10 protein-coding genes are annotated in these 12,703 nt (G+C 68.4%); 3 read left to right on the top strand and 7 right to left on the bottom strand.

Translation table 11 applies throughout. The features are described 5' to 3' along the window. Positions 1-109: 109 nt before the first annotated feature. The 3 genes from mmsB to ACM6JT_RS11280 form a co-directional block, all read right to left on the bottom strand. On the bottom strand, positions 110-1,000 hold the full coding sequence (gene mmsB / locus ACM6JT_RS11290; RefSeq protein ID WP_414856491.1) for a 3-hydroxyisobutyrate dehydrogenase: 891 nt from the start codon (positions 998-1,000) through the stop codon (positions 110-112). A 213-nt stretch (positions 1,001-1,213) separates the two neighbouring features. Further along, positions 1,214-2,740 carry a CoA-acylating methylmalonate-semialdehyde dehydrogenase gene (locus tag ACM6JT_RS11285; protein ID WP_414856490.1) on the bottom strand — a complete coding sequence of 509 codons (1,527 nt, stop codon included), beginning with the start codon at positions 2,738-2,740 and terminating at the stop codon, positions 1,214-1,216. 116 nt (positions 2,741-2,856) lie between these two features. Further along, positions 2,857-4,176 (bottom strand): MFS transporter, encoded by a 1,320-nt coding sequence (locus tag ACM6JT_RS11280; protein ID WP_175748585.1) that lies wholly within the window; start codon positions 4,174-4,176, stop codon positions 2,857-2,859. A 157-nt stretch (positions 4,177-4,333) separates the two neighbouring features. Here ACM6JT_RS11280 and ACM6JT_RS11275 point away from each other — a divergent pair, with 157 nt between their 5' ends. Next, positions 4,334-5,293 (top strand): LysR family transcriptional regulator, encoded by a 960-nt coding sequence (locus ACM6JT_RS11275; RefSeq protein WP_414856489.1) that lies wholly within the window; start codon positions 4,334-4,336, stop codon positions 5,291-5,293. Positions 5,294-5,360: 67 nt separating this feature from the next. Here the strand turns inward: ACM6JT_RS11275 and ACM6JT_RS11270 are convergent, their stop codons facing one another. Both ACM6JT_RS11270 and ACM6JT_RS11265 read right to left on the bottom strand, forming a co-directional pair. Next, positions 5,361-6,083, bottom strand: a complete 723-nt coding sequence (locus ACM6JT_RS11270) for a haloacid dehalogenase type II (protein ID WP_407972432.1) — start codon at positions 6,081-6,083, stop codon at positions 5,361-5,363. Between the two features lie 217 nt (positions 6,084-6,300). After that, the gene (locus ACM6JT_RS11265; RefSeq protein ID WP_414856488.1) at positions 6,301-6,939 is read right to left on the bottom strand and encodes a hydrolase; all 639 of its coding nucleotides are present in this window, start codon (positions 6,937-6,939) and stop codon (positions 6,301-6,303) included. Between the two features lie 198 nt (positions 6,940-7,137). Here ACM6JT_RS11265 and ACM6JT_RS11260 point away from each other — a divergent pair, with 198 nt between their 5' ends. Further along, a complete protein-coding gene (locus tag ACM6JT_RS11260) occupies positions 7,138-8,031 on the top strand; it encodes a LysR substrate-binding domain-containing protein (RefSeq protein WP_034179855.1) in 894 nt (297 codons plus the stop codon). 205 nt (positions 8,032-8,236) lie between these two features. Beyond that, positions 8,237-10,486, top strand: coding sequence for a putative bifunctional diguanylate cyclase/phosphodiesterase (locus ACM6JT_RS11255; protein ID WP_105392140.1), 2,250 nt, complete (start codon positions 8,237-8,239; stop codon positions 10,484-10,486). 22 nt (positions 10,487-10,508) lie between these two features. On the opposite strand, the gene ACM6JT_RS11250 is transcribed toward ACM6JT_RS11255, so the two are convergent. After that, positions 10,509-11,576 carry a diguanylate cyclase domain-containing protein gene (locus tag ACM6JT_RS11250; RefSeq protein WP_414856487.1) on the bottom strand — a complete coding sequence of 356 codons (1,068 nt, stop codon included), beginning with the start codon at positions 11,574-11,576 and terminating at the stop codon, positions 10,509-10,511. A 58-nt stretch (positions 11,577-11,634) separates the two neighbouring features. Beyond that, positions 11,635-12,639: a chemotaxis response regulator protein-glutamate methylesterase gene (locus ACM6JT_RS11245; protein ID WP_034179852.1), complete on the bottom strand. Its 1,005-nt coding sequence runs from the start codon at positions 12,637-12,639 to the stop codon at positions 11,635-11,637. Positions 12,640-12,703: the final 64 nt, after the last annotated feature.

Below are 12,703 nucleotides of genomic sequence, written 5' to 3'. Positions count from 1 at the left end.
GACTGCCGCCCGAAGCGGCACCTGCGTTTTCCTTCCCCGCATGCAATCCGACCCGCGATACGCGCAAGCGCATCGCGGGTCGGCGCACGTCCGACGTAACTTGCGCAGGCTATGCCGGCTGTGCCTCGTACAGCTTCACGCACGCGGAAAAGTCGAGCGTGCCGAGCCCCTGCTGGCTCATCGACTGATAGAGCTGCTGCGCGACCGCGCCCATCCACACCGGCTGGTGCGCGCTTCGTGCGGCTTCGGTCGCGAGCCCGAGATCCTTCAGCATCAGGTTCGCCGCGAAACCGCCCGCATAACCGCGCGCGGCCGGCGCCGCGTCGTTCACGCCCGGATACGGGTTGTACGTGTCCGAGCTCCAGCAGCGGCCGGTCGACGTGTTGATGATGCCGGCCAGCACGGCCGGCTCGATGCCGAGCGCAGCGCCGAGCGCCATCGCTTCCGATACGCCCATCATCGAGATCCCGAGCAGCAGGTTGTTGCAGATCTTTGCGATCTGCCCGGTGCCTGTGCCGCCGCAATGCACGACGTTCCTGCCCATGTCGAGCAGCACGGGGCGGATCCGCTCGAACAGCGCGGCGTCCGCGCCGACCATGAAGGTCAGCGTGCCGGCCTGCGCGCCGCCGGTGCCGCCCGACACGGGCGCGTCGGCGAGCGGGAAGTCGCGCTGCGCGGCGGCTTCCGCTACCGCGCGCACGGTACCGGGGTCGATCGTGCTGCAGTCGATCAGCGTTGCGCCTGCGCGTGCGCCGGCCAGCACGCCGTCGTCGCCGAGGTAGACGGCGCGTACGTGGTGCGCGGCCGGCAGCATCGTGATCACGACCGCCCCGCGCGCGGCCGCGTCGCGCGGCGAGCCGGCCGCCGTTGCGCCCGCGCGCACCGCGGCGTTCACCGCGTTCGCGTCGAGGTCGAACACCGTCAGCGCGTGGCCGGCCTTGAGCAGGTTGGCGGCCATGGGGCCGCCCATGTTGCCGAGCCCGATGAATGCGATTTCCATGTGCAGTCTCCTGTGTGTCGACCGGACTTGGCGCTTCAGCGCTTAGTCCGGTCCCATGCTTCGCGGTCGACCGGACTTGGCGCTTCAGCGCTTAGTCCGGTCCCATGCTTCGCGGTCGACCGGACTTGGCGCTTCAGCGCTTGGTCCGGTCCCATGCTTCGCGGGCGCCCAGACCTGACGTTTCGACGCTTGGTCCGGCCGCATGCATATCTATCAGCGCAGCGCGATCGTCGTGTTCACGCCGCCGGCCGTCGCATCGTCGTCGAACCAGCGCGCGGTGACCGTCTTCGTCTGCGTGTAGAACTGCACGACCTGCTTGCCGTACGGGCCGAGATCGCCGAGCTTCGAGCCGCGCGAGCCCGTGAAGCTGAAGTAGGGTACCGGCACCGGAATCGGGATGTTGATGCCGACCTGGCCGATGTCGATCTCGCTCTGGAACTTGCGCGCGGCCGCGCCGCTCTGCGTGAACAGCCCGACGCCGTTGCCCATCGGGTTGCGGTTGACGAGCGCGATCGCTTCGTCGAGCGTGTCGGCTTCGAGCACGACCACGACCGGCCCGAAGATTTCTTCCGTGTAGATCGACATGTCGGTCGTCACGCCCGAGAAGATCGTCGGGCCGACGAAGTTGCCGCGCTCGTAGCCGGGCACCTTCACGTTGCGGCCGTCGAGTTCGAGCTTCGCGCCGGCCTTCACGCCTTCGTCGATCAGCGACAGGATGCGTTCCTTCGCGGCCTTCGACACGACCGGGCCGACGTCGGTGCCGGCTTCCGCGCCCGCATTCACCTTCAAGCGCTTCGCCTTCTCGACGAGCTCGGGCAGCCAGTCGCGCGCCTGGCCGACGAGCACGACGACCGACGTCGCCATGCAGCGCTGGCCGGCCGCGCCGAAACCCGCGCCGACGAGCGCGTTGATCGTCTGCTCGCGGTGGGCATCGGGCAGCACCACCGCGTGGTTCTTCGCGCCCATCATCGACTGCACGCGCTTGCCGTGCTGGCTGCCGAGGTTGTACACGTGCGTGCCGACGCGCGTCGAGCCGACGAACGAGATCGCCTTGATGTCCGGATGCGTGCACAGGCGGTCGACCGCCGTCTTGCCGCCGTGCACGACGTTCAGTACACCTTTGGGTACGCCGGCCTCGATCGCGAGTTCGACGAGCTGCATCGTCGACAGCGGGTCCTGCTCCGACGGCTTCAGCACGAAGGTGTTGCCGCACACGATCGCCATCGGGAACATCCACAGCGGGATCATCCCGGGGAAGTTGAACGGCGTGATGCCCGCGCACACGCCGATCGGCTGGCGCAGCGTGTAGGTATCGACGCCGCCCGCGACGTTCTCCGCGAATTCGCCTTGCTGCAGCGTGCCGATCGAGCAGGCGTGTTCGACCACTTCGAGGCCGCGGAAGATGTCGCCCTGCGCGTCGGGCAGCGTCTTGCCTTGCTCGGCCGTCAGCGTGTGCGCGATCCGTTCGAGATTGCGGCGCACGAGATCCTGGAACTTCAGCATGATGCGCAGCCGTGCGCCGATCGGCGTCGTTTTCCACGTCTGGAATGCGCGCTGCGCGGACGCGATCGCGGCGTCGACCTCGTCGAGCGTCGCATACGGTACGCGGCCGATCGTTTCCTGCGTCGCGGGGTTGACGATGTCGCCCCATTCGGCGCTTTGCGATTCGACGAACGCGCCGTCGATCAGCAGCTTGGCGGTAGGCAGGGCGAGGGTGGTCTGGGGAACTGCGGCGTTCATGGAACTCTCCGAGAGGGAAGCGGTGTTGCAATGAAAAGGCAGCCTGTATCCGCCGCACGTGCAGGCGCGGCGGACAGCAGGGCGAACCGGGTTCGGACGGATACCGGCCGGCGTGCTCAGGCGCGCGGCGGCCGCATCAGTGCGGTACACACGAGCGCGAACACGCCGAAGCCGACGAGGTATGCGATCACGTAATGCGGCTGGCCGCCGCCGGCCTTCAGCAGCGACGTCGCGATCATCGGCGCGAAGCCGCCGCCGATCACGCCGGCGAGCTGCACCGACAGCGAGATGCCGCTGTAGCGGATTTCCGCGGGGAACTGCTGCGCGAACAGCAGCGATTCCGGCGCATAGAGGATCGGGAACACGACGCCGAGGCCGAGCACGATCGCCCACCATGCGTACGACGTCTGCTGCGTGCCGAGCATCATGAAGAACGGTGCGGCGAACGCGCACATCAGCACGAGGCCGATCGCGAACATCCGGCGCTGGCCGATGCGATCGCTCAGGTGGCCGCACAGCGGCATCGTGACCAGCGACAGCACGGCGCCGGCCGTGATCGCGTGCAGCATCTCGGCCTTCGGCAGATGAAGCTGCTGCGTCGCGTAGGCGAGCGCGAACGTGACGACCATGTAGAACCACGTGTTCTCGGCGGCGCGCGCGCCGACGATCGTCAGCACTTCGCGCGGATGGCGGCGCAGCGCGGCCGTCACCGGCGACTTCTCGGCCTTGCCCTGGCGCCGCATCTTCTCGAAGTCGGGCGACTCGGGCACCTTCGCTCGGATGAACCAGCCGAGGCCGACGAGCGCGATGCTCGCGAGGAACGGCACGCGCCAGCCCCACGACAGCATGTCCGCTTCCGGCAGTGCGGCCACCGCGGCCATCGCGAGCGACGACAGGATCAGGCCGAGCCCGACACCCGTCTGCGGCAGGCTGCCGAACAGCCCCTTGCGGCCCTTCGGCGCATGCTCGACGGCCATCAGCACCGCGCCGCCCCATTCGCCACCGACGGCCATCCCCTGCAGGAAACGCATCGCGATCAGCAGCGCGGCCGCCCAGTAGCCGATGCTGTCGTATGACGGGATCAGCCCGATGATCATGCTCGGCACGCCCATCAGCAGCAGCGTGATCATCAGCATCGACTTGCGGCCGATCCGGTCGCCGAAGTGGCCGAACACGATGCCGCCCATCGGCCGCCCGATAAAGCCGACCGCGAACGTGCCGAACGCGGCGAGCGTGCCGACGACGGGGTCCAGCGACGGGAAGAAGATGCGGTTGAACACGAGCGCGGCGGCCGTGCCGTAGAGGAAGAAGTCGTACCACTCGATCGTCGTGCCGGCCATGCTGGCCCAGCCGGCCAGCAGGTAGTGCTTCGCGGTGCGGGCGGGGGCCGGCGTCGCGACTGTCGCATGCTCATCGAGGGTGGATCGGGTCTGCATGGTGTCTCCGTGGTGGGTGCCGCGGCTCATGGTCCGCAGGTCACGGTCGAGTATAGTTATGCGCAGATTCATGATGTACCGATAAAGAAACCGGTTGGATGTGCATTTATGCATATCGACGGCCGGCCCGGAGACTCCAACCCCTTTTCCCTCGTCGATGCGACATGCCACCGAGCCGGTTTCCGGCAACCTGAACTGGGACGACCTGCGTTTCTTCCTCGAAGTCGCGCGCACGCAGCGCGCGAGCGGCGCCGCGAAGCGGCTCGGGGTCGACTACACGACCGTCGCGCGTCGCGTTCGCGCGCTCGAGTCCGCGATGGGCACGCTGCTGTTCGACAAGTCGCGCTCCGGCGGCTTCACGCTGACGGCCGAAGGGCAGCGGCTCGTCGCGTATGCGGACGCGATGGAGACGACCGTGCAGTCCGCATGCGACCAGATCGCGAACACCGGCGAGGCGCTGTCGGGCCACGTGCGGATCGGGTCGACCGAAGGGTTCGGCTGCTTTTTCCTGGCGCCGCAGCTCGCGCAGTTTCGCACCGCGCATCCGCACGTGACGGTCGACCTGCTGCCGGTCCCGCACTTCGTCAACCTGCCGAAGCGCGAGGCCGACCTGGCGATCACGCTCGAGCGGCCCGAGCGCGGGCCTTACGTGGTCACGAAGCTGTGCGACTACCAGTTGCGGCTCTATGCAACGCGCGACTATCTCGCGAACCATGCGCCGATCGCGTGCACGGACGATCTCGCGCGGCACGCGTTCATCAGCTATGTCGACGATCTCGCGTTCAGCAACGAGCTGCTGTACCTGGACCGCGCGGTGCCGGGCGCGACGGCCGGGCTGCGCACGACGAGCGTGATCGCGCAATATTTCGCGGCGCTGCAGGGCGGCGGGCTCGCGATCCTGCCGTGCTTCATGGCGGCCACGCAGCCGGCGCTGGTGCCGGTGCTGCCGGACGACGTGGTCGTCACGCGGTGCTTCTGGCTGACCTGCCGCGAGGATCTGCGCAAGCTGCGGCGCGTGACCGCGCTGTGGGATTACCTGCGCGCGGCGGCGGATGCGAACCGGGAATTGCTGATGGGGGAGTCGGGGACGTTGAAATTCGTCGGCGAGCCGGCATAGCGGGTGACGGAAGCGGTGGCGATTCGCGCTGCGCTCGCGGCGAAGGGGCGAACCGCGCAGCCGGCATTCAACCCGGGCAGCCGAGCCGATCCGCGAGTTCGTTCAGGTCCCTGACATCGAAGTCCCACGCATCGTCGGCTTCCAGGTCGGTCGTCTGGCCGGGACCGTGTTCGGTCGGGCGCAGCACGAACGCGGTCGACAGCCCGAGCCGGCGCGCGGCGGCGAGATCGCCGTTGTGCGCCGCGACCAGGCACAGCTCGGCCGGCGCGACGCCGAGAATCTCGACCGTGTCGCTGTACACCTGCGGCGACGGCTTGTACGCGCGGACGACTTCCGCGCCGAGGATCGCGTCCCACGGCAGCCCCGCGCGTTTCGCGACGTCGACCATCAGCCGGATGTTGCCGTTCGACAGCGGTGCGATGATGAAGCGCCGCTTCAGCCGGTGCAGCGCGGCGACGGCGTCGGGCCACGGGTCGAGGCTGTGCCACGCGAGGTTGAGCGCATCGATGTCCGCGTCGGGCACGTCGACGATCCCGTAGCGGTCGAGCGTGCGCACGAGGTTCTCGCGATGCAGCACGTCGAGCCGCACGTAGCGGCGGCGCCCGCTGCGGATTTCTTCCATCGACGGCGAATATTCGGCGCGCCACGCATCGGCGAATGCGAACGGATCGAGCGCCGGCGCGTGGCGTTCCAGAAAGGTCGCGGCGCCGCGTGCGACGCCGCTTCTCCAGTCGACGATCGTTCCGAAGACATCGAAAACGAGCGCCTTGATTTCGGCAGGGTTCGTCATGGTGATCCAGTGAAGGTCGTTCGATGAGGACACACATCGCCGTGCCGCCGGAATGCGCGACGCCGGTTCGATCGACATTGAATCACGGATACGAAAACGCGGCTTGGCGGGGCCGCGATGTCTTCCTGGTGCCGCCGGAACGGGGGGAAACGGCAAGGGCGGGGCAAGGGCGCGACCGCCGGCCGGAAAACACCGGCGGCCGCGCGCGCCGGGCCGGTCAGCTCCTGTCGTACGAGAACTGGATGCCGGCCGTGCCGCCGGTTTCGATGAACAGGTTCACGAACGCCGGCACGGTGGCGCTGCGCGCCCAGTCGCGCTGCAGCTCGCAGAACAGTTGCGCGACGCTGATCATCCGGCCGCCGGCCTGCTCGATGCGGCGCAGCGCGGCTTCGTGCGCGGCGACCGACGTGCCGCCGACCGCGTCGACGACCACGTACACCTCGTAGCCGGCCTTCAGCGCGTCGAGCGCCGGGAACGTCAGGCACGCTTCGGTCCACAGCGCGGTCATGATCAGCTTCTTGCGGCCGGTCGCCTCGACGGCCTTGCGGAACTCGACGTCTTCCCACGAATTGATGCTCGTGCGGTCGTAGGTCGGATAGCCTTCGAGCGCCGCGCGCAGTGGGGGGATCGGCGGCTTGTTCAGGCCCGTCTTCACGTTGACGGTCGAATGGACGATCGGCAGGTCGTACGCGACGGCCGCCTTCGACGCGCCGACGATGTTGTTGATCAGCAGCTGGCGATCCATCGACGCGATGGAGTTCACCTGGACCGGCTGGTAGTCGATGACGATGAACGCCGCATTCTGCGGGGTGAGCAGGTGGTCGTTCGCGGGGGCGCGAATCGGTTCGCTTGCCATGGTTGCCTCCAGAGACAGTGCAGGAAGTGAGGGGGAGCTTCGAGCTTGGTGAATCGGTCGGGTAGCCGACGGAGTCGACCGGAAAAAATCCCGGCCGCCGCGACAACATCGATCCAAGTCGAAACAGGATGCTATTCATGCAACAACCTGCGTTCCAGTCCCTTAAAATGCCGTCAGTGTTCTATGAGTGGAACAATCATGGATGACCTGAACGACCTCTACTATTTCGTGAAGGTGGTCGAGCATGGCGGGTTCACGCAGGCCGGGCGCGCGCTGGATGTCCCGAAATCGACGCTGAGCCGGCGTATCGCGGCGCTGGAGGCGAAGTACGACGTGCGGCTGCTGCAGCGCACGACGCGTCATTTCACGGTGACGGAAACCGGGCGCGAATTCTACGAGCGCTGCCTCGCCGTGCTGGTCGAGGCCGACGCCGCGCGCGAGGTGATCGAGCGCCGGCACGCGGAGCCGCGCGGCATCGTCCGCGTGAGCTGCCCGACCGCGCTGCTCGAATATCGCGTGAGCGAACTGGTCGCGCGCTTCATGGTGCTCCATCCGCAGGTGCAGGTGCATCTCGAGGCGACCAACCGCCGCGTCGACCTACTGAGCGAAGGGTTCGACCTTGCGCTGCGCGTGCGCTTTCCGCCGCTGGAGGACAGCGATCTCGTGATGCGCATCCTCGGCGACAGCCCGCAACGGCTGGTAGCCGCGCCGCAATGGTTGAACGGGCGCGACGCGCCGTCGGACCCGGCCGAGCTGGCCGGCGCGCCGAGCCTCGACTGGGGGCCGGCGCGGCATCACGTGTGGCAACTGGTCGGGCCGAACGGCGAGCACGCGCAGTTGCGCCATCATCCGCGCTTCATCACCGACGACATGCATGCGCTGCGCGACGCGGCGATTCACGGCGTCGGCATCGTGCAGTTGCCGTGCATGGTCGTCGAGGACGACCTGCGCAACGGCACGCTGGTCGACGTGCTGCCCGGGTGGGCGCCGAAGGGCGGCGTGATGCACGCGGTGTTTCCGTCGCGGCGCGGGCTGCTGCCGCGCGTGCGTCTGCTGATCGACTTCCTGGCCGAACACATCCGGAAGGATTGACGGGTCGCATCAACCGCGCGTAAGCCCTGATGCGCGCGGACGCGCGGGGTGTCACGGATTGGTGTTAAATACATTTCGGCGCGTTCTGGCTCGGCGCGCAACGGGGCGCACCGGGCATCCGCGTAAACCCGGAGCGAAAACGGCACGAAGGATCGAAAACGAATCGGGCGCATCAGACCCGATCGGACTGACGGCAGGATTCAACTTGAATACCGAACCGCAAAGTTCTCGTTACAGCCTCGGGCTCGCCGCGGAAGTGCTCGCGTCGGAGCAGAGCGTGCTGAGGCTGATCACGCGCAACACACCGCTGCCGGAACTGTTGATCGAAGTTTGCCGGCGTGCCGAGACTTTGCTCGGCGACGGCGCATCGTGCACGATCCTGCTGCTCGATACGGACGGCGTGCACGTGCGTGTCGGCGCGGCGCCGTCGTTGCCCGCGCAGTACAGCGCCGCGATCGACGGCGCGTCGATCGGACCGGCGGCGGGCTCATGCGGCACGGCGATGTACGAGCGCCGGATGGTCGCCGTCGAGGACATCGAAACCGATCCGCTGTGGGCCGACTACCGTTCCGTCGCGTTGCCGCTGGGCCTGCGCGCGTGCTGGTCGGTGCCGTTCCTCGACGAGGCAGGCACGGTGCTCGGCGCGTTCGCCGTCTATCACCGCGCGCCGCGCAGGCCGAGCGACGAGGAAACCGCACTGTTGCGCGATATCGGCAACAGCGTCGGCCTCGCGGTTCACCAGGACCGGATGGTGCGGCAGCTCGCGCGCAGCGAGGAACATCACCGGCTCGTCGTCAACAGCCTGAACGAAGGAATCCTCGTCGTGTCGCGCGACGGCGTCGTGGTCGCGAGCAACCCGAGCGCGAACCGGATGATGCGCGTGAGGGGCGACCTCGTCGGCCGCCGGCTGTCGACGGTGATCCTGCGCAAGCTGCACGAGGACGGCACGCCGATCGCGCCGGACGACTGGCCGAGCCGGATCGCGCTCGTGACGGCCACGCCGCAGCTCGGCTACACGGTCGGCTTCGGCCTGGCGGACGGCGACATCATCTGGGTGCGCGGCAACGCGGTGCCGATCGTGAAGCCGGGCGAGACGCAGGCCGACTCGGTGCTGGTGTCGTTCAACGACATCGGCCCGGTGCGCGAAGCGCAGCAGCAGTTGCGCTACCTGGCGACGCGCGATGCGCTGACGGGCCTCTACAACCGCCGCTGGCTCGGCGACCGGATGCGCGAGTTGTTCGGCCGGCACGATGCGGCGGCCGGGCCCGCGCGCGTCGCGATCCTGTTCATCGATCTCGTCGGTTTCAAGAAGGTCAACGACACGGCCGGCCACGACGCCGGCGACGCGCTGCTGCGCAGCGTCGCGGCGCGGCTCGAAGCCTGCGCGGGCGGGCGGCATGCGCTCACGCGCGTCGGCGGCGACGAGTTCGTGATCCTCGTCGAGGACTGCGACGATCCCGACTGTCTCGCGGTGCTCGCACGCGAGGTGATCGACGCGATCGCGAAGCCGTTCGAGATCGCGAACAACGAGTACTGGCTCGGCGTGTCGATCGGGATCAGCGTTGCACCGCGCGATGGCGACGACGCCGTCACGCTGATGCGCAACGCCGATTCGGCGATGTACGACGCGAAGCAGCGCGGCCGCAACCACTTCACGTTCTTCACTGCGCAGCTCAACCTGCGGCTGCAGCGCCGCTTCGCGGTCGAGCAGTCGCTGCGGCGCGCGCTCGCGTCGGACATGCTGCGGCTCGCGTATCAGCCCGTCGTCGATGCGCGCAGCGGCCGCACGGTCGGCGCCGAGGCGCTGCTGCGCTGGACCAGCCCCGAACTCGGGCCGATGTCGCCCGCGGAATTCATTCCGGTCGCCGAAGATACGGGGCTGATCGTCGCGATCGGCCAGTGGGTGCTCGAAACCGCGTGCCGGCAGATGGCCGAATGGCGGCGCACGATCGCGCCGGACCTGATGCTGGCCGTGAACCTGTCGCCGCGGCAGTTCCACGAAGGGCTCGTCGAATCGGTCGGCCGCTGTCTCGCGCAAACGCGGCTCGATCCGTCCGCGCTCGAGCTCGAGATCACGGAAGGACTGCTGATGAACGACACGGACACCGTGCTGCCGATGCTCGAAGCGCTCACGGACATGAACGTGCGGATCTCGGTCGACGATTTCGGCACAGGTTATTCGTCGCTCGCGTACCTGAAGCGCTTTCCGCTGCACAACCTGAAGGTCGACCGCTCGTTCGTATCGGGCGTGCCCGATCATCACGATTCGGTCGCGATCACGCAGGCGGTGGTCGCGATGGCGCATTCGCTCGGGATGAAGGTCACAGCCGAAGGCGTCGAGACGCAGGCGCAATCGTGGTTCCTGCAGCAGATCGGCTGCGACATGCAGCAGGGCTACCTGTTCAGCCGGCCGCTGGAAGCGAACGACTACGCGCGCCGGCTCGGCGCCGCGTGAGCGCGGATTGCGCGGTGCGGGCTCAGTCGTCGCGCGGCGCGCCGAAACCGCCGGCGCCTGGCGGCGGTGCCGACACATCGATCTCGACGCGGTTCTTGCCTTCGTGCTTCGCACGGTACAGCGCGCGGTCGGCGGCCTCGATCAGCACGGTCGTCGGCAGGCCGGGCGCCGGCACGATGCTCGCGCCGCCGATGCTGATCGTCACGGTGTTGCCCGTCGACGAATGCGCGTGCCGCAGCCGCAGCGCCTCGACCGCGAGACGGATCTTCTCGCCGAGCAGCCGCGCGGCGCCCGGCGACGTGGCCGGCATCACGACCGCGAATTCCTCGCCGCCGAAGCGCGCGGCGAGATCGCCCGACTGCCCGAGACAGCGCTCGATGGTCGACGCGATCTGCTTGAGCACGCTGTCGCCCGACACGTGCCCGTACGTGTCGTTGTACAGCTTGAAATTGTCGACGTCGATCATCAGCAGCGACAGCTCGCTGCGCTCGCGCGTGCCGCGCCGCCATTCGGCGGCCAGGTATTCGTCGAGATAGCGGCGGTTGGACAGCCCGGTCAGCCCGTCCGAGTGCGTGAGACGCCGCAGTTCGAGATTGGCCTCGAGCAGCTGCTGCTGCGATTGCCGCAGCGCGCGATAGGCCTCGTCGCGCTGCAGCAGGTTCAGGTACGAGCGCGAGTGGTAGCGGATGCGCGCGACGAGCTCGATGCGATCGGGCAGCTTCACGAGGTAGTCGTTCGCGCCGGCCGCGAACGCGGCGCTCTTGATCACGGGCTCTTCCTGCGTCGACAGCACGATGATCGGCACGTCGCGCGTCGCCGGATTCGCGCGGTACGTCTTCACGAGGCTCAGCCCGTCGGTGCCGGGCATCACGAGGTCCTGCAGGATCACGGTCGGCCGCGTCTCGATCGCGGTGGCCATCGCGTCGTCCGAGCGCGGGCAGTAGTGGAAGTCGATGCCTTCCTCGTCGACGAGCGCGCGTCGCACGGCTTCTGCGACGATCGTCTGGTCGTCGACCAGCAACACCATTGCCGGCACGTCGACGGGCGGCGTGTACGGGCCGCCCGGCGGGCGAGTCAGGTCGCTAGTCATGATCGATGCAGGTTGTTGCAAGGGCAGGCATGGGTGTTGCGCGTGTTCATCGTCGGGATCAGATTCGCGCGAGCGCCGCCAGCTCGCCCGCGATGCGGCCGAGCGGCAGGATCGCGCGCGCCGCGCCGAGCGTCGCGGCCGCCTTCGGCATGCCGTACACGGCGCTCGTCGCCTCGTCCTGCGCGATCGTATGGTAGCCCTTCATCCGCAGCGCCTTCAGGCCGATCGCGCCGTCGCGCCCCATCCCGGTGAGCAGCACGCCGATCACGCGACCGGGCCAGTGCTCGGTCAGGCTGTTGAAGAACACGTCGACCGACGGCCGATACGGCGTGGCGGCCGGCTCGCGCGTGTATTCGAGCGTGCCGGCATGCGTGATCCGCAGGTGATCGTCGGTCGCGGCGAGCAGCGCGACGCCAGGCTGCGGGCGGTCGCCTTCGCGCGCGACGCGCACGGCGAGCGGCGTCTGGCCATCGAGCCATTGCGCCATGCCTTCGGCGAATGCGCGGTCGACGTGCTGCACGATGACGATCGGCGCGCTGAAATCGGCCGGCAGCGCGCCGAGAATCGACGCGAGCGCGCCGGGGCCGCCGGCCGATGCGCCGATCGCGACCAGCGGGCCGCCGCCGGCGCGGGTGGTCGTGCCGGCAACGCGCGTGCCGCCGGGCGCATCGAGCAGGCGGCCGATCTGGTCGATCTTCGCAAGCAGTAATTTGGTCGTGTCGCCGGCCGCGCCATCGCCGAGCCGCGGCGTGTCGACCGCGTCGAGCGCGCCGGCGCCCATCGCCTCGTACACGCGCCACGCGTTCGCGCCGATACAGCTCGTCACGATCAGGATCGCGCACGGTCGTTCGGATCGCATGATCCGCCGCGTCGCTTCGATCCCGTCGAATTTCGGCATGACCAGGTCCATCAGCACGACGTCGGGCGGCTGCGCGGCGCACAGTTCGACGGCCTGCGCGCCGTCGGTCGCGACCCACAGCACGCGATGCTCGGGCCGGCGCGCGATCGCGCGGCGCATCGCCTCGACGGCAAGCGGGAGGTCGTTGACGATGCCGATGTTCACAAGCGGAATTCTCCGGTCGGTTCGTAGTGTTGGAGGTAGGCCGGGTTCATGGAAGGGGCTGCCT

The sequence above is a fragment of the Burkholderia sp. IT-111MI5 genome (assembly GCF_949752865.1).
Taxonomy (GTDB): domain Bacteria; phylum Pseudomonadota; class Gammaproteobacteria; order Burkholderiales; family Burkholderiaceae; genus Burkholderia; species Burkholderia pyrrocinia_C.
The sequence above is the reverse complement of the archived record's forward strand: the minus strand, read 5'-3'. Positions and strand labels throughout refer to the sequence as shown.